The 18,407-nt window shown below is 58.0% G+C and carries 11 protein-coding genes and 2 pseudogenes; 5 read left to right on the top strand and 8 right to left on the bottom strand.

The annotated features are described in order from the left end of the window. Window positions 1–7 precede the first annotated feature (7 nt). The 3 genes from ACTG2U_RS04025 (at window position 8) to ACTG2U_RS04035 (ending at window position 5,204) form a co-directional block, all read left to right on the top strand. Window positions 8–3,010, top strand: a complete 3,003-nt coding sequence (locus tag ACTG2U_RS04025; protein ID WP_439974079.1) for a DUF748 domain-containing protein — start codon at window positions 8–10, stop codon at window positions 3,008–3,010. Window positions 3,011–3,235: 225 nt separating this feature from the next. After that, window positions 3,236–3,832 (top strand): acetate uptake transporter, encoded by a 597-nt coding sequence (locus ACTG2U_RS04030; protein WP_005336948.1) that lies wholly within the window; start codon window positions 3,236–3,238, stop codon window positions 3,830–3,832. 152 nt (window positions 3,833–3,984) lie between these two features. Then, window positions 3,985–5,204, top strand: a protein-coding gene (locus tag ACTG2U_RS04035; RefSeq protein WP_121463490.1) for an IS3 family transposase whose coding sequence is annotated in 2 segments (ribosomal slippage) — window positions 3,985–4,333 and window positions 4,333–5,204 — 1,221 coding nt in all. Because the reading frame shifts where the segments join, the coding sequence is not laid out codon by codon here. A gap of 49 nt (window positions 5,205–5,253) precedes the next feature. On the opposite strand, the pseudogene ACTG2U_RS04040 reads toward ACTG2U_RS04035, so the two are convergent. Continuing rightward, window positions 5,254–5,729: pseudogene (locus ACTG2U_RS04040) on the bottom strand (leucine zipper domain-containing protein); the annotation flags it as partial. Between the two features lie 84 nt (window positions 5,730–5,813). Next, window positions 5,814–6,035: pseudogene (locus tag ACTG2U_RS04045) on the bottom strand (IS3 family transposase); the annotation flags it as partial. A gap of 68 nt (window positions 6,036–6,103) precedes the next feature. Here ACTG2U_RS04045 and ACTG2U_RS04050 point away from each other — a divergent pair. Beyond that, complete coding sequence (locus ACTG2U_RS04050) at window positions 6,104–6,538, top strand: YcgN family cysteine cluster protein (RefSeq protein ID WP_335812964.1); 435 nt, start codon at window positions 6,104–6,106, stop codon at window positions 6,536–6,538. A 533-nt stretch (window positions 6,539–7,071) separates the two neighbouring features. Here ACTG2U_RS04050 and pflB read toward each other — a convergent pair. The 4 genes from pflB to ACTG2U_RS04070 form a co-directional block, all read right to left on the bottom strand. Next, entirely contained in the window at window positions 7,072–9,354 is a 2,283-nt protein-coding gene (gene pflB, locus ACTG2U_RS04055; protein WP_005352571.1) for a formate C-acetyltransferase, read from the bottom strand. Between the two features lie 46 nt (window positions 9,355–9,400). Continuing rightward, a complete protein-coding gene (focA, locus tag ACTG2U_RS04060) occupies window positions 9,401–10,249 on the bottom strand; it encodes a formate transporter FocA (RefSeq protein ID WP_005333620.1) in 849 nt (282 codons plus the stop codon). 381 nt (window positions 10,250–10,630) lie between these two features. Then, on the bottom strand, window positions 10,631–12,391 hold the full coding sequence (ycaO, locus tag ACTG2U_RS04065) for a 30S ribosomal protein S12 methylthiotransferase accessory factor YcaO (protein ID WP_236272091.1): 1,761 nt from the start codon (window positions 12,389–12,391) through the stop codon (window positions 10,631–10,633). Window positions 12,392–12,584: 193 nt separating this feature from the next. Continuing rightward, the gene (locus ACTG2U_RS04070; protein ID WP_021231363.1) at window positions 12,585–14,018 is read right to left on the bottom strand and encodes a glycoside hydrolase family 1 protein; all 1,434 of its coding nucleotides are present in this window, start codon (window positions 14,016–14,018) and stop codon (window positions 12,585–12,587) included. A gap of 167 nt (window positions 14,019–14,185) precedes the next feature. Between ACTG2U_RS04070 and ACTG2U_RS04075 the strand changes: the two genes are divergently transcribed. Further along, window positions 14,186–15,049, top strand: coding sequence for a LysR family transcriptional regulator (locus ACTG2U_RS04075; protein WP_371155512.1), 864 nt, complete (start codon window positions 14,186–14,188; stop codon window positions 15,047–15,049). A 36-nt stretch (window positions 15,050–15,085) separates the two neighbouring features. Here ACTG2U_RS04075 and ACTG2U_RS04080 read toward each other — a convergent pair whose 3' ends face one another. Continuing rightward, a complete protein-coding gene (locus ACTG2U_RS04080) occupies window positions 15,086–15,835 on the bottom strand; it encodes a substrate-binding periplasmic protein (RefSeq protein ID WP_439974080.1) in 750 nt (249 codons plus the stop codon). 174 nt (window positions 15,836–16,009) lie between these two features. Beyond that, window positions 16,010–18,274 (bottom strand): 5-methyltetrahydropteroyltriglutamate--homocysteine S-methyltransferase, encoded by a 2,265-nt coding sequence (gene metE, locus ACTG2U_RS04085; RefSeq protein ID WP_439974081.1) that lies wholly within the window; start codon window positions 18,272–18,274, stop codon window positions 16,010–16,012. Window positions 18,275–18,407 lie beyond the last annotated feature (133 nt).

The following is an 18,407-nucleotide window of genomic DNA, read 5'->3' on the forward strand; positions in this document are numbered from 1 at the left end:
GCACCAAATGAATACCACCGAGCCCGCGTCCCCCAAGCTCCGCTTGCTGCGCTACCTTGCCTACGCTTTCCTGCTGTTTCTTATCCTGATCACTCTGCTGCTGTGGCAAACCCCCCGTCTGATCCAGCGCTATCTGCCCGGCTGGCTGGCCGAGCACTACGGCCTGCAGCTGACGCTGGGGGAAATTGACGTAGGTCTGCGCAACCCTTCTCTCACCCTCGGCGCGACCGCCCTGCTCGATGCCAAACAGCAGCCTATCATCCGTTTTGAGCAGCTCTTTATCACCCCAAACCTGCAAGCCAGCTGGCAGCAGAAAGGGGTCGTGCTTTCCGCCGTCACCCTGACCAAACCCGTGGTGCTGCTGCAACGGCTGACAGACAAAAAAGGGGATGTTCGACTCAATCTGACCGATGCGCTAGCCACCCTGCTCGCCCCTGCCCCCTCCTCCGAGCCCGAAACAGCCAGCGCCCCGCTGCTGGTCGATATTGCAAGTGTCAATGTCACTGACGGGCATGTGCGCTATCAGGATCAGCGCAAGGAGAGCGAACCCGGCTGGTTGCCGCCCCTCAATCTGGAAAAAGTGACCCTCAAGCTCGATAACCTGCGCACCGAGGCAAATCACCCGACCGCCTATCAGCTGAGCGCCACCATCAACGGCAAAAGCAGCCTCGCCGCTCATGGCAAACTCGCTGTGATGAGCGGCATGGGTCAGGGCAAAGCGAGCCTCAAACAGGTCGATCTGAAACCCTTCGCCCCGCTCTGGGCACCCTATCTCAAGCTGGATCTGGCCAAGGGCCACGCCAATGCAGAGGTGGAGTACCAGCTTAAAGAGGGCAAGCAAGGAGTGCTGTGGCAATTGTCCAAAGGCAAGCTGACCCTGGACAACTGGCAGCTTAAAAAACACAAGGGCGACGAATTTGCCCGCTTCGGCCAGCTGGCCCTTAGCGATCTGGCTGTCGATGGCCAGAAACAGTCGCTCCAGATCGGCAAGGTCACTCTGCAACAGCCCCTGCTCAAGGCCACCCTCAACCCACAGCAGGAGCTGGATCTGGCTGACTTGCTGATTGAACAGGCCCCCGCCAAGCCCGTCAAAGGGGCCCACGCCGCAAACGAGGTGGCCAACAATGCGGCGCCCAAGTCGGCACAACAAGCAAAGACAGCCGGTAACGGCAAAAAACATGCGCCAGACAAACCCTGGCAGTGGCAGATCAAGCAGATCCTTATCGACAAGGGCGATCTCACTCTCACCGAATCGAGCAGCGGCAAACCGCAGGCACGCCAGCTCTCCGGCCTCAAGCTGGCGCTGGGGCCACTGGGCAGCAAGGGGGAGCAACCGAGCAAACTGACTCTGGCCACCCAGTTCAACCAGAGCAGCCCCCTCGCCTTTGATGGCCAACTGACCCTGAGCCCCTTCACCCTTAGCGGCGACATCAACCAGCAGGGGCTGCCCCTGACGCTGGCACAGCCCTATCTGGCCGATCTGGTACGCATTAAGGTGCAAAACGGGCTGCTGAGCAGCAAGACCAGACTTGATCTCGCCACCACCGCCCAGGGAGATTTCAGCAAGCTGACCCTGCAGGGAGGGCTCGATGTCAACGGGCTCAAAGTAGTCGATCGGGCAGACAATCAGCGGCTGCTGGAGTTCAACACCCTGGCTCTCACCGGTCTGACGTACGACGGCATCAGCCAGCAGATGCGGATCAAGGACATTGCCCTGAACAAGCCCTTCGCCCGCATCGAGATCAACGAAGATGGCACCACCAACTTGCAACAGCTGCTGTTGCCACAACCGGCGGCAACCAACAGCCCTCACGCGACGGCTGGCAGCAAGGCTCCCGATTTTCGTTTCACCATCGACCAACTGCGCACCGAGCAGGGCAACCTGCGCTTTGCCGACCGCAGTCTGAGTCAGGATTTTGTGGCCGATATCGCCTCGCTGGGCGGCCAGAGTCGCCATATCAGCAATATTCCGGGGCAACGCTCCGATCTCGCCTTCAACGGCAAGGTGGATCGCTATGCGCCAGTGACCATTCGCGGCGGTACCAACCTGCTGGTGGCCAACCCGATCCTCGACATCGCGGTCGCTTTCCACAATCTGGAGCTCACCACCTTTACCCCCTATTCGGGCACCTATGCCGGTTATGCCATCGACAAGGGGCAGCTCTCCATGAAGCTGCACTACAAGCTGGAGGGCAACCGGCTGGAGGGGGATAACGACATCACCATCAAGAAGCTGCAACTGGGCGAGAAGATCAAGAGCGATCAGGCCAAGGATCTGCCGCTGGGGCTAGCCATCGCCCTGCTAAGCGATGCCAACGGGGTGATACAGATGAACCTCAAGGTGAAGGGGGATCTCGATCAACCGGACTTCAGCATCGGCAATATCTTCTGGGATGTGCTGGGCAACACACTGAGCAAGGCGATCACCTCCCCCTTCTCCCTGCTCGCCTCACTGGCCGATGGCACCGAAGATCTCGACGAACTTCCCTTCCTGCCGGGGGATCCCGATCTCACCCCCACCCAGCAGGAGAAACTGGTCAAGCTGGCGCAGGCCCTCAAGGATAGACCCAAGCTCAGCATGAACATTCGCGGCAAGGTCAACTTCAACGAGGAACGCCCCATCCTGCAACGGCAAAAGCTGGAACGGGTACTGGCCAAGCTCACCGGCAATCAGGCGGATCTCGACCTGCTGGAACAGGACCCCGCCCTGCAAGAGGCGCTGGCCCAGGCCTATGAAGAGCGCTTTGGCGAAGATCTGGATGATCTGGCGGACCGCCTCCATCTGGATGAAGAGAGCGCGGCACTGCGGGCCCAGGCGGTGATCCTGCTGCGGGATCAGCAGCTCATCACCGCCAAATCCCTGCGCAATCTCGCCATGCGCCGGGCGCAAAATACCAAGGAGTTTCTGGTCGACAGCCAGGGGATCGCCCCGGAGCGGCTGTTCGTGCTCGACAGCCAGGTCAAGGAAGAGGACAAGGAAGCCAAAGTGATCCTGACACTGGATCAGTGACGCCGCCGCACTTCGTAAAAAGCGTAATAAAAATACAACCCCTCAACTATTTTGACACCTTTTGCTCACCAAACAGCCTGCCTTGGTGAGCATTTGGCCTCTGATGCAAATAATCACGTAGTTTTTTTACGATTTATCCCCCTTGCCCCCTTGCGGGCGCGCCGCAGCCTGCCTAAAATCGCGCGTCTTTTGTTAACCCCCACCTCTATTTTTGGAGAACGCCACGTGAGCGAAAAATTGGCCAACCCTGCCCCTCTGGGTCTGATGGGTTTCGGTATGACCACCATCCTGCTGAACATCCATAACGCAGGTTTCTTCCCCATCAGCGCCATGATCCTGGCCATGGGCCTGTGCTACGGCGGCATCGCCCAGATCATCGCTGGCATCATGGAGTACAAGCGTGGCAACACCTTTGGTGTGACCGCATTCACCTCCTACGGCCTGTTCTGGCTGAGCCTGGTGTTCCTGCTGATCATGCCGACCATGGGTCTGGCCGAAGCCACTCCGCACGCCTACATGGGTTGGTATCTGCTGATGTGGGGCATGTTCACCCTGTTCATGCTGGTTGGCACCATCAACTACCCGCGCGCCAAGCAGTTCGTGTTCGCCTCCCTGACCGTGCTGTTCTTCCTGCTGGCCGCCCGTGACTTCACCGGCAGCACCCTGATCGGCACCATCGCCGGTTTCGAAGGCATCATCTGTGGCGCCAGCGCCATCTACCTGGCCATGGCCACCGTGATCAACGAGCAGTTCGGCCGCACCGTAATGCCGATCGGCGATCACAAGAAAGCCGCCGCAGTACAGCTGAAAGCCGCTGCCTGATAGGCAACCCATTCAGATTGTAAAAAAGCACCCTCGGGTGCCTAATGCCAGTCAGTTAAGCCTGACTGGCATTGTTTTTATTGGCTTTTTTTACACTGCTGTCCCATCCTGAATATGGTTTACACCTTTCCCCCCAATAAATGGAGAACCCGATGGGACAAGGTGTGAAACGGACACAGCGCGATTACTCGCTGACTTTTAAACTGGCGCTGGTCGAGCAGATTGAAAAAGGCGAGCTCACCTATAAACAGGCTCAGGTGCGTTATGGCATTCAGGGCCGCTCCACCGTTCTGGTATGGTTGCGTAAACATGGTCGGCAAGATTGGAGCCAGGGTGCTTCTGTACGTGCCGGCAGGAGCATCACCATGCCTGACCCCGACAACCAGACGCCCGAACAGCGCATCAAGGAACTCGAGCAGCAGCTGGCGCTGATGAGTCAGAAGGCTCAGTTCTTTGAGGCCGTCGTCGATGTACTGAAGAATGACTACGGCGTCTCCATCGTAAAAAAGCGACCCGGCAAGTCCTCTCGCAGCGGCAAGTCGAGAGGCTGACCATTGTCAGGGCTTGCCTGTTTCTGGGGATAAGCCGGCAGGCTTACTACAAGCGCAATCGGGTTGCCGACGAGCGCCATGCACAAGGGCTACAGGTGGTGCGCTTTGTGCGTCAGGTTCGACTGCGACAACCGCGGGTCGGCACTCGCAAGCTGCATTATCTGCTCCAGGGTCAGGATGATGGCGGGCTCAAGGTCGGGCGTGACAGGCTGTTTCAGATATTGGCCGAGCACCGCCTGCTGGTGCCACCCAGACGGGCGTATCACAAGACCACCCACAGTTTTCACCGTTTCTACCGTCATCCCAACTTGCTCAAGGCGGGGCCAGAGCAGGTCACACCGGTGGCCCCGGAGCAGGTCTGGGTCGCTGACATCACCTATCTGCCCGCCAGGAGCGGGCCGCTGTACCTGAGCCTGGTGACGGATGCCTACTCACGCAAGATAGTGGGCCATCACGTGCACGAAGGAATGCACGCGGAGTCGGTTGCGATGGCGTTCAAGAAAGCGCTGAAGCAACGGCGTGGCAGCGGTGAACTTATCCACCACTCAGACCGCGGCGTGCAGTATTGCTCTGGGCTGTATCAGTCACTACATGAACGGTACGGGGTGAAATGCTCGATGACGGATGGGTATGACTGTTACCAGAATGCGTTGGCGGAGCGGGTGAACGGGATTTTGAAAGGAGAGTTATTGTTGCAAAGCCCGCAGGATTTGACGCAAGCGCGGGAAATGGTGCGTGAAGCGGTGGATATTTACAACGAGGAGCGGCCGCATCATGCGTTGAAATACAGAACCCCCGATGCGGCACATAGGGGGTTCTGAGTAGAGAAATGCTAGTTGAAAATGTGTAAACCTATTTCAGGACTAGACACCCCGGAGAGTCCTGGCAGCGGTCACCAGTCGCCCGATGGAAACGCCCCAACCTTCTGATGTCCAGATGCAGCAAGTCTTCCGGTTTCTCATGTTCATAGCGTTGTACTGAAGGGGCAGGATCCAGATTGGCCAGTCGAGTCAGTCCCATTCTTTGCAGGATACGAGCGACTGAACTGTGCCCTATGCCCAGAGATTGGCTGATGTGCCGATAGATCTGTCGCTGTTTGTGCAGTTCGATACACCTCTGTTGGCCCAGGTCATCAATGGCATGGGGGTGGAATGCGGGTCGAGAAGAGCGATTGTACAAGCCATAGGGCCCCTCCTGGCGATATCGAGTGAGCCACTTGTAAGCGGTGCCGGTTCTGACGCCGGCAGCATGAGCGGCTTCTTCAAAGCGCAGACCCTGTGAAGGATACGCTGGACAAGAAGTTGTCGACCAAAGACGCTTAATCGGGCATTTTTATGATTGCTCACTGGGACTCATCGGATGATTGGTTTGGTTGGAGCCTCCAATTCTCCGGGAATGCCCCGAGTGAACAGCCTACAGAGAGAGCACACCTATCGGGGGCCATACTGAATCGCCCCAAGTTTTCTAGACACACGATTATTGAACATTGAACTGCTTTCAAACTCAGCCGGCGACAGTCCATCATCGGAACCATGAAACCTGATTAGGTTGTAATACATCTCGATATAATCAAATACGTTGCAGCAAGCCTCCCCCCTTGTCGCATAAATATTCTTTTTGATCAGCTCCCACTGGAGCCATTGAAAAAGCGCCCCTTGAAATACTGGGTAACAAGGGGTATAACCACGCGTTTTATCAGGTGTAATAAGTGAGCGGTATGATGCAATCCCCCTTTTGGCAGACCAAGAGTCTGCAGCAGATGACTGAATCCGAATGGGAATCCCTCTGCGATGGTTGCGGAAAATGCTGCCTCAACAAGCTGATCGATGAAGATACCGACGAACTGGTTTTCACCAATGTCGCCTGCAATTTGCTTAACACCAAGACCTGTCAGTGCTCTGATTACGCCAATCGTTTCAAAAAAGAGCCTGACTGTCTGCAGATCACCCATGACAAGATCACCGAATATGACTGGCTCCCCTCAACCTGCGCATATCGCCTGCTGTCTGAAGGTGACGCTCTTCCAGAGTGGCATCCTCTGCTGACCGGCAGTCGTTCCGCGATGCATCAGGCTGGTCAATCCGTCCGTGGCAAAGTCATTCACGAGGATCAGGCGGGTGAATGGATCGATCACATCATCACCTGGGCCAGCTGACACGCTCAACCCGCTATTCTCCAGAGGCAAGGGCTGCACAATGTGCAGCCCTTGTTGTTTCTGCAAGCAGGGTTTGTAGCTTCACACATATCTGGCTGGCTAAACCAGACCCCCTCCCAACTGCACATTGAGAGAGGCAGAGGCAGAGGCAGAGGCAGAGGCAGAGGCAGAGGCAGAGGCAGAGAATGATTCCATAGTCACAGGCTTATGGGTATTGCTTGATACCCGCGATGGCGCCTCTGTTCCCCCCTTAAACCTGATCAGCTGTTCCACGAGCCATAGCAACACTGATGCAATGGCAGGCAAAGCAACCGCCTATCCCCTTAGAGCGCGAATAAAGCATAATCGCATTACAGACGGGGCCTAGGTCAATCCTGGTGAGCCCCTCCCCTTAATCCTCTTCGAATACCCAGTAACAACTGTTGTGGTTGCGATGGAACTGGAGGCGATTCACAGGGGATGATTACTCCCCCTGAATCGCACGCATAAAAAAACCGGCGCCTTGGCGCCGGTTTTTGCTCACTATCTCTCGATTACAGAGAAGCAGTGAAGGTACGGGTGATGACGTCTTGCTGTTGCTCTTTGGTCAAAGAGTTGAAGCGAACGGCATAACCGGATACGCGGATGGTCAACTGCGGATATTTCTCCGGGTTTTCCATGGCGTCCAGCAGCATTTCACGGTTCATCACGTTAACGTTCAGGTGCTGACCACCCTCTACGTTGGATTCGTGGTGGAAGTAACCGTCCATCAGGCCAGCCAGGTTGGCTTTCTGGGCTTCCATATCTTTACCCAGTGCGTTCGGAACGATGGAGAAGGTATAGGAGATACCATCTTTAGCGTAAGCGAACGGCAGCTTGGCTACGGAAGTCAGGGAAGCAACAGCACCTTTCTGGTCACGACCGTGCATCGGGTTTGCACCCGGACCGAACGGAGCACCAGCACGACGGCCATCCGGGGTGTTACCGGTCTTCTTACCATATACCACGTTGGAGGTGATGGTCAGAACAGACTGGGTAGCAACAGCACCACGGTAGGTGTTCAGCTTCTGAATCTTCTTCATGAAGCGCTCAACCAGGTCACAGGCGATATCATCGACGCGAGCGTCGTTGTTACCGAACTGCGGGTATTCGCCTTCGATTTCGAAGTCGATGGCAACGCCATCTTCGTCACGAATCGGCTTGACCTTGGCGTACTTGATGGCAGACAGGGAGTCAGCGGCTACGGACAGACCAGCGATACCACACGCCATGGTGCGATATACGTCACGGTCGTGCAGCGCCATCAGAGAGGCTTCGTAGCTGTACTTGTCGTGCATGTAGTGGATGATGTTCAGCGCAGCAACGTATTGCTTGGCCAGCCAATCCATGAAGTGGTCCAGACGATCCATTACGTCGTTGTAGTCGAGGTACTCGGACTTGACCATCTCGGTTTTCGGACCGACCTGGATCTTGAGCTTCTCGTCCATACCACCGTTGATTGCATACAGCATGGTCTTGGCCAGGTTGGCACGAGCACCGAAGAACTGCATCTGCTTACCAACGATCATCGGGGATACACAGCAAGCGATGGCGTAGTCATCGTTGTTGAAATCCGGACGCATCAGATCGTCGTTCTCGTACTGAACGGAAGAGGTCTCGATGGATACCTTGGCACAGTACTTCTTGAAACCGACCGGCAACTTCTCGGACCACAGGATGGTCAGGTTCGGCTCAGGGGACGGGCCCATGGTGTACAGGGTGTTCAGCATACGGAAGCTGTTCTTGGTGACCAGAGTACGGCCGTCAACGCCCATACCAGCCAGGGTCTCGGTCGCCCACATCGGGTCGCCGGAGAACAGTGAATCGTATTCCGGAGTACGCAGGAAGCGAACCATACGCAGCTTCATGACCATGTGGTCCATCAGCTCCTGGGCTTCTTGCTCGGTGATCAGGCCTTTTTGCAGGTCACGCTCGATGTAGATATCCAGGAAGCTGGAGGTACGACCGAAGGACATGGCTGCACCGTTCTGGGACTTGACTGCCGCCAGGTAGGCGAAGTAGGTCCACTGTACGGCTTCTTTAGCGTTCTTGGCCGGTACGGAGATATCGCAACCGTACTTGGCAGCCATCACCTTCATCTGTGCCAGGGCACGGTGCTGCTCGGAGATCTCTTCGCGCAGACGGATGGTGGCTTCCAGGTTGACGCCGTTTTCCAGGTCAGCTTGCAGGGACTTGAACTGGGCCAGTTTGTCGGCCATCAGGAAGTCAACACCGTACAGAGCAACACGACGGTAGTCACCGATGATACGGCCACGGCCGTAGGCATCCGGCAGACCGGTGATAACACCAGACTTGCGGCAGTTCAGGATGTCTTTGGTGTAAACGTCAAACACGCCCTGGTTGTGAGTCTTGCGGTATTCGGTGAAGATCTTCTCGACCATCGGGTCCAGTTGACGACCGTACACTTCGCAAGAAGTTTTAACCATCTTGATACCGCCGTTGGCGATGATGGCGCGCTTCAGCGGCTTGTCAGTCTGCAGACCAACGATCTGCTCCAGGCTCTGATCGATATAACCGGCATCGTGTGCGGTAATGGTGGAGGGCAGGTCAGTATCAAAATCAACCGGCGCATGAGTGCGGTTCTCGATTTTGATCCCTTCCATGACCTTGTCCCACAGCTTGGTGGTCGCTTCGGTCGCGCCAGCCAGGAAGGACTCGTCACCTTCATACGGGGTGTAGTTCTTCTGGATGAAGTCACGGGTGTTGACAGAGGTCTGCCATTCACCGGCCGCGAAGCCTTCCCATGCTTTTTGGAACTGTTCGTTAAGTTCTGCCATTTTTCATTACCTCACACGGTATTGATGTAGTATCCCGCAATCATCCTTAATGATGACGACGGAAGATAAACCAGTAAGTCAGACCAACCATCACGCCACCACCGATGATATTGCCGATGGTCACGGGGATGAGGTTGTGTAGGACAAAGTTGGATACGGTCAGGTCAGCAAAGGTTGCCGGATCCTGGCCGATGGCCTGCCAAAATTCCGGACTAGCCACGCTGTGGATAGCGATACCAACCGGAATCATAAACATGTTTGCGATGCTGTGCTCGAAACCTGATGCAACGAACATGGCAACCGGCAGCAGCATAACCACTACCTTGTCAGTCGCGCTGCGGGCACCAAAGGCCATCCAGGCAGCAAGACATACCATCAGGTTACAGAGGATACCCAGCGCCACCGCTTCGAAGAAGGTGTGGTGAATTTTGTGTTGGGCCACTTTGAGGGCGTTAAGGCCCCACTGACCGTCTGCGGCCGTGTACTCGGCAGAAACGATGATCAGCGCCACCATCAGCAGACCGCCAATCAGGTTGCCGAAGTAGACCAGACCCCAGTTCTTGAGCAGCTGAGCCCAGCTGATGCGATTGGCAGCCTTGGCCACCAGCGTCAGGGTGGTGGAGGTGAACAGCTCGGCACCGAGCAGCACACAGAGAATAAGTCCGAGAGAGAAGCAGAGACCGCCCACCAACTTGGCCATACCCCAAGGCATGGAGCCGGTTCCGGTCGTCACTGTGATGTAGAAGATAAATGCGATGGCGATGAAAGCGCCTGCGGTGATGGCCAGTGGAATGACCTTGTATGCCGGCTTGGTAGCCTTGGCATAGGTGATGTCTTCAGCCAGTGCAGCGATGGCTTCGGGCTTGAGACAATCGAATGGAGATTCAGCTTTCAATTATTTTCTACCTGAATGTTTTGCCTGTTGAAATCATAACAAAGGGCCAAATAGCCAAAATTGACATTGATCAAGTTTATCAGAGTGCGAATGTAATTTTACTACAAATATTTTAGTGCGATGGCTACGCCACTTTACACCAGGTATCAGCTGAAACAGAAATATCACATTTTTAATGCAATGATTTTAAAGAATTTATTCCAGAGCATGGAAATATGGTATTGGCAAGATATCTTTGCAGATCGCCAGCACATCCCCTGCCCTATCATCAACCCCCTTAGGGGTATTTTTTGTTTTTTATTTCATCTTTGAATAACTATCCCGTGCCTTGCCGCACGATAAACAGAAGGGGCCACTCGGCCCCTTCCTTTACAGCAACAATCACGCCCAGTGATGGGCTCGCTTGGCCTTCTGCAGCTTCTCGTAGGCCGCCAGCAGCTTCTGGTGCAGCGGGAACTGGGAGAGCGACAGGTCGGCCGCCTCCAGCCCGTGGAAGCGTGCTTCGCCACTGGCGTTGGCCCATGCCTGTGCCAGCGTCTCTTCGCCATACATGCGGGTGAAGACGGCGCGATACTGCTCCGGCTCCCGCTCCTCGTCGAGGAACAACTCGACGCAGGCACGCAGGGCGCGGTAGTAGCTGGCACGCTCGGCAGTGAACACTGACTGGTTGAACTCCATGGTCCAGTCGATGAGATCCAGTGCGGTCTCCAGCTCACCGGCGGCCAGCGCCAGCATGGCTTTCAGCTCGCCAACGCGCAGGGTGTGCAGCGCGGTCCCCTTGGCAGCGGCGATGCCCAGCAGCTCGCGTACACGGGTGCGCTCGTCGTGCCCCTCTTCATCCAGTTGATCAAACAACGCCATGTACTGCTCGGCATCCCAATCCAGTGATGGCAGTGCCAGGATCACTTCGCGCAGGTTGGCGCCCATGTTGTTGTTGGCCAGCAGCAGATCTTCGGCCGGATAGATGTCGGACATGCCCGGCACCAGAATGCGGCAGGCGTAGACACCCAGATGCTCGTAATCGGCGATATAGACCGGCTGCTCCAGCTCATGGAAGATGCCGATCAGGTGATCGAACTCCTCCTGCGAGGTGCCACGAAAATCCCAGTCGGCAAACTCGAAGTCCGCATCCTGCTTGAACAGGTCCCAGCTGATAAGGCCCGAGGAGTCGATGAAGTGGGTCTCGAGGTTGTGGTGATCCGCTACCTGCTCGTTGTCGAATGACGGCGGCACGAACACGTCGAGATCCTTGAGACCGCGGCCCTGCAGCAGCTCGGTGACGGTCCGCTCGAAGGCCACTTCGAAGCGCGGGTGGGCGCCGAAGGAGGCAAAGCAGGTGCCATTGCTCGGGTTGAGCAGCACCACGCAGATGACCGGATAGCGGCCACCCAGGGAAGCATCGAAGCTGTAAATGGGGAAGCCTTCCGCTTCGAGGGCTGCGATGGAGGCGGCAATCCCCGGATAACGGGCAATCACCTCGTCCGGGATCAGCGGCAAGCTGATGGCCTCGGCGATGATCTTGTTCTTCACGTGGCGCTCGAACACCTCGGAGAGCGCCTGGGTGCGCGCTTCGGTCTTGGTGTTGCCAGCGCTCATGCCGTTGGAGACATAGAGGTTGCCGATGATGTTCATCGGGATGTAGACGGTCTCGTGATCGGACTGACGCTCGAACGGCAAGGCGACGATACCGCGCTCTTCGTTGTTTGACTGCAGATCCACCAGCATGTCGGCGGTCACTTCACCGTCCGGGTTGTAGAACTTGCGGGTGAAGCTGTCGAGCAGACCGGCCGGGAACTGGTCACCCTCGATGGGGAACCACTTCTCGTTCGGGTAGTGAACGAAATCGCCGTTGGCGACCTGTTCGCCCAGATAGAAGTCGGCGAAGAAGTAGTTGGTGGAAAGACGCTCGAAATATTCGCCAAGGGCAGACGCGAGGGCCGCCTTCTTGCTGGCACCCTTGCCGTTGGTAAAGCAGAGGGCGCACTCTTTGTCGCGAATATGCACCGACCAGACGTTCGGCACGGGGTTGAGCCAGGAGGCCTCTTCAATATCAAAGCCCAAGGCTTGCAGCTTGGTCTGGAAGCGTTCGATGGAGTCTTCCAGCGCCGCGTCCTTGCCGGGAATAAAAGTGTGGTCAGTCATCACGATATCCTGATTTTTATTGGCTCATGTTCGGCCGCAGATAATAGCAGGGGTCGGCGGCTTTGGCAGGACAAAAATCAGTAAACAAGGATGAGTCGCACGGTGAGAAACCGGCTTGCCCCCTCTCCCCCGCCACAAACAGCGTGGGCCCGGGGATTGCCCGGGCCCGCTGGTTACGCGACGCGATAAACCGTCAGAGCTGCTTGCCCTGGCTCGCAATCACCTGGCTATACCAGTGGAAGCTCGCCTTCTTGATCCGGCGAAGGGAGCCCCCCTGCTCGTCACGCTCCACATAGACGAAGCCGTAGCGCTTCTGATAGCCGTTGAGCCAGCTCAGGATGTCGGTGAACGACCAGGCGCAGTAGCCGAGCAATTCCACCCCATCCTGCATCGCCTCCTGGCACGCCTTGACGTGGCTGCGCAGGTAATCGATGCGGTACTCATCGTTCACCTTGTCGCCCGCCTCCAGCTTGTCGAACTCGCCAAGACCGTTCTCGGTGATCATCAGCGGCAGACCATAGCGGGAAGAGAGGCGACGCAGGGCGATACGCATCCCGGTCGGGTCGATGGCCCAGTCCCAGTTGCTGGTTTCAAGGTGCGGATTGGGCGCCGTCTTGTAGAGGCCGGGGATGCCGCTCGATGGCGTAGTACCCTTCTTGCCGGTGGTGTTGATCCGCTGCAGGGTCTGGCCGCCCAAGGGGTTATCTGTGTAGGTCAGGGTGTAGTAGTAGTTGACGCCGATGTAGTCGGGCGTCCCCTCTCGCAGCAGCTCCATATCACCCGGCAGGATCTCCGGCGCCTCGCCGTTTTCTCGCAAGTAAGCGAGCGCCGCCTGCGGATAGCGGCCAAAGCAGTAGGCATCCAGCCACCAGAGGTTGTTGAACTCCTCGGCGTTCTCATAGGCCAGCATATCTTTCGGATCGCACGACGCCGGATAGGCAGGAGAGTAGGCAAAGCTCGGGCCGATGAGGCCATTTGGCACATGCTGGCGAAACGCCTTGATCACTCGGGCATTGGCCAGAAACGCGATGTGGTTGGCGGCAAAGAAGCGCTTGCGATCCTGCACAGCGGGCGGATGGGTGCCGAGCTGATAGGCGTTAGTCAGGTTGTAGTTCTGCTCGTTAAGCGACACCCAGTACTTCACCTTGCCGGCAAAACGCTGATAGAGGGTCACGCAGTAGCGCTCGAAATCCTCGATAATGCGTCGGTCTTCCCAGCCGCCGTACTCATCTTGCAGCGCCTGCGGCAGATCCCAGTGATAAAGGGTCAGCACCGGTTCGATCTGGTGGGCCAAGAGGGTGTCGATCAGCTTCTCGTAGAAGGCCAGCCCCGCCTCGTTCACCTCCCCCCGACCGGTGGGATAGATGCGCGGCCAGCTCACCGAGAAGCGGTAAGCCTTGAGCCCCATCTCGGCCATCAGCGCCACGTCCTCTTCCATGCGGTGGTAGTGATCCACAGCCACATCGCCGTTGCTCCCCTCAAAGGTCTTGCCCGGCAACTTGGTGAAGAGATCCCACACCGAGGGCCCCTTGCCATCGGCATTCCAGCCCCCCTCCACCTGATAGGCGGCGGAGGCGGCACCCCACAGAAAATCGCTCGGGAAGTCGTTGAACTTGTGGTGATGCATCTGGTGTTGCTCCTTCTGCGCTGATGGTGTCAGCCATCTCTGATAACTCGGCGCCCCCCTGTCGGGGCATCCGAAATGAATTGGCATAAGCATCCATCACTTCTAAAATTCCGTCCAATGACAAATTTGACCACTCAACATTCCCAACAGGAATGAAAGGAGCCCTGATGGAGCTACGGGATCTGAAAGCCTTCGTCACTCTGGGGGAGGTGCTGCACTTCGGCCAGGCGGCGGTGCGTCAGCACGTTACCCAGTCGGCCCTGAGCAAACAGATCAGGCGGCTGGAGGAGGAGCTGGGCGGCGAGCTGTTCGAGCGCAACGCCAGTACCACTCGCCTCACCGGACTGGGCAGGGCGCTGTATGAGGATGCCCGCAACCTGGTCATCCAGAGCGAGCAGCTCTCGCGCACCGCCCGCGACGTGCTGGCGGGCAATGTCGGCACCCTGCGCATCGGCTTTGGCGTGGCCACCAAGATCCTGGTGCCCGCCGCCATCGCCCGCTTTCGCGCCGAGCGGCCGCAGGTGACCATCGAGCTCAACGATCTCTCCACCCACCACCAGTTGCTGGCGCTGAGTGAAGGCAAGCTGGATCTCGGCTTTTGCCGCCTGCCCGCCCCCAAGGGGTGGCACGCCCTGCCGGTAGTCGAAGCCCACTTTGTCGCCGTACTGCCCGCCAGCTACCGCGATGTGAGGGAGTTGGCGGATCTGGTGGACAAGCCGCTGGCGATCCTGCGTCGTGACAAGGCCCCGTCGTTTTACGATCACCTGATGAACTATCTGGCCCAGAGCGGGCTGCGTTTTCGCGATATCCAGTACGTCAACGACTTCGCCGCCGGTGTTGCCACCGCGGCGGCAGAGATCGCCTGGACTCTGGTTCCCTCCTCCACCACCATAGAGCACCCGGATGTGCTCACCCTCCCCCTCAGAGATGGGGAAGCCTGCTGGACCATTGGCCTTATCCGTCCGCCCCACAGCAAGGGGCCCTTGATCGATGCCTTCTGGGCAACCATCGCCGATATGACGCCAAGATAGACACGCCGTTGGCAAACAGCAGATGGCAGCCGCGCATCAACGATATCGTTCGACGATACGCGCCAACTCGCCGCTTTGTCGCAGCTGTTGCAGGGCACTGTTGAACTCGGTTATCCGGGTATTGAAGCGGGAGTGCTTGCCGATGCAGAGATTGAACGGGGTAGAGTCAAGCTGCAGCGGCACCTCGACCACCAACCCGGAGAGACCCAGCTGGTTGAGTTTGAAGCGTGCCACAAGTGGGTCGGTCACCATCAGATCCCCCCGACCCGCCGCCAGCATTTTGAAGACATTATCGACATTGATGGTGTGATGAACGGTGAAGCCCGCCAGGTTCTCCTTGCCCCAGCCGTTACCGAAATAGTCGAGAAAGGTAAGCGATTTGAAGTCGCTCAAGCGGCTGGCTCGCTGAAACTCCGCCATGCGGGGATGGGCGCGCTGGGTAAAAATGGTTAGCACAGTGGTAGTGACCGGCTCTTCCACAATCAGGGTATAGCTGCGCCGCTCCCGAGTTGCGATGGTCACGAAGCCATCGGCCTGCGCCATCCGCACCAGTTTTTGCGCCCGTTGCCACGGATAACCTTCATGGCGCACCCGCAGCCCCATCTGCGCTGCCACCCGCTCCATCACGTCGATCATCAGCCCGCGCATCTTGCCCTGTTCGTCACGCCACGAATATGGGGCAAAGTCGTCAAAGTAGACCATCTTCAACTCGGCCGCCGGTGCCGCCCAGACACTCTGCCACATCAGCAATCCCCACAGGATTGCGCTCCCCAGACTGACTCTCATGGCCGCGACTCCATCCACTTCTGCCAACTCTGAGCCTAGTGCAAAGCGGGCTGCGGCAAGGATCAGAAGCCAGTGAAACAAGTGGCCAGCAAAAAGAGAGGGGAAGCAGTGGCTTCCCCTCTCTCGTTCGTTTGTCAGCACGCCACCTTATCGATGGCTGTCACGGCTTGCCGGTTACGCCAGCTCGGCCCGCAGCGCCTTGGTGGCATCGACCATCACCTTGAGGGCGGCCTCCGTCTCTTCCCAGCCGCGGGTCTTGAGGCCGCAATCCGGGTTGACCCAGAGCCGCTCGGCCGGGATCTGCTTGGCCGCCTTGCGCAGCAACCCCTCAATCCAGCTCTGGCTCGGCACGTTCGGCGAGTGGATGTCGTAGACGCCCGGGCCAATCTCATTGGGGTAGTTGAAGCGTTCGAACGCTTCGAGCAGCTGCATCTGGCTGCGGCTGGTCTCGATGGTGATCACATCCGCATCCAGCGCCGCCACCGCCTCGATGATGAGGTTGAAATCGCTGTAGCACATGTGGGTGTGGATCTGGGTGCTGTCCGCCACCGGGCTTGCACTCAGACGGAAGGCGCGCACCGCCCAATCGAGATAAGCCTGATGATCTTGCTTGCGCAGGGGCAAGCCTTCGCGGATCGCCGGTTCGTCGATCTGGATGATCTTGATGCCAGCGGCTTCCAAATCTGCCACCTCGTCGCGAATGGCAAGCCCGATTTGCAGGGCGGATTGCTCGCGGCTCACATCTTCCCGCGGGAAGGACCAGCAGAGGATGGTCACAGGGCCAGTCAGCATCCCCTTGACCGGCTTGTCGGTCAGGCTCTGGGCAAATCGGGTCCATTCGAGCGTCATGGGGGTCGGGCGGTCGATGTCACGGGTGATCACCGGCGGCTTGACGCAGCGGGAGCCATAGCTCTGTACCCAACCGAAGCGGGTGATGGCAAAGCCATCCAGCAGTTCACCGAAATACTCCACCATGTCATTGCGCTCGGCCTCACCATGAACCAGCACGTCCAGCCCGATGGCCTCCTGACGCGCGATGGCATCGCGGATCTCGGCCTTAATGCCAGCCTCGTAGGCGCTGTCATCGATGCGACCGGCACGCCAATCCTGCCGCAATACCCGGATCTGCGAGGTCTGCGGGAAGGAGCCAATGGTGGTGGTGGGCAGCAGCGGCAGCTTGAGATCCGAGCGCTGCAGCTCGGCCCTGACCGGATAGGGGCTGTGGCGATCAAAATCGCTGTTGGTGAGGCTGGCGAGCCGTGACTGCACCGCTTTTTTGTGCACCCGGCTGTCGGACTCCCGATCGACGATGGGCTGGCTGTAGGCGGTGATTTTGTCGAGCTCGCCTCCATCCAGATACTCTCTGAGCAGTCCCAGCTCGAAACATTTTTGCAAGGCGAAGGCGAACCAGCTGCGGGTCTGGGGATCCAGCTCCTGCTCCAGGGTCAAATCCACCGGGCTATGCAGCAATGAGCAGGATGAGGCCACCCAGAGCCGCTCGCCGAGTTTGGCTTTCAGTGCCTTCAGAGTCGGCGCCAGCTTGGCCAGATTGGCACGCCAGACGTTGCGGCCGTTGATCACCCCGGCGGAGATGACCCACTGGGCGGGCAGATGCGGCACCAGGGTCTCCAGCTGGTCGGGGGCGGCCACCAGATCCAGATGCAGGCCATCTACCTTGAGGCTGGTGATGATGTCGCGCTGATGGGCCACCGAACCGAAATAGGTGGTGAGCAGCAGTTTGCAGGGGCCGCTCAGGCGCTCGTAGGCGTTGAGGTAGGCCAGTCGCCACTCGTCCGGCAGGTCCAGCGTCAGCGCCGGTTCGTCGATCTGCACCCACTCCACTCCCTGGGCGGCCAACTTGGCCAGAATCTCCTGATAGACAATCAGCAGGCGATCGAGCAGTTCAAGGCGGGAGAAGCCGCTCTCTTTCTCCTTGCCGAGCCAGAGGTAGGAGACCGGTCCCAGCAGCACCGCCTTGACCGGCAGCCCCAGCGCCTTGGCCTCTTCCACCTCGTCAAACAGCTGGCTCCAGCCCAGTTTGAAGCGCTGATCACGGCTGAATTCCGGCACCAGATAGTGATAGTTGGTGTTGAACCATTTGGTCATCTCGGCGGCGGCCGCCGCCGGGCCGGTCGGCGCACGGCCGCGGGCCACCCGGAACAGGGTGTCGAGATCGGTCTCGCCATGACGGTGGCGGGCAGGCACTGCATCCACCAGCAGGCTGGTACCGAGCACCTGATCGTACCAGGCAAAGTCGCCCACCGGCAGCAGATTGACCCCGGCGCCGTGCTGGGCCTGCCAATGGCGCTCACGCAGCGTCTTGCCCACGGCAACGAGTTCGGCCTGAGTGGTCTCGCCACGCCAGTAGGATTCGAGGGCAAATTTCAGCTCGCGCTTGGCGCCGATACGGGGGAAGCCCAGGGTGTGTGCTCGTGTCATAGGTTCATTTCCTTATGCTCATTCATCTGATGGAAACTGGATGGTTTAGCCATCCAGATGTTTACACATCCAAAATGACAAGATAAGGTGACGCTGGCTATTGAATCCTCTTCAACTGGCTCTCAAATAATCC

Origin of the sequence: Aeromonas sp. 95A (assembly GCF_051919235.1) — a bacterium.
GTDB lineage: Bacteria > Pseudomonadota > Gammaproteobacteria > Enterobacterales > Aeromonadaceae > Aeromonas > Aeromonas veronii.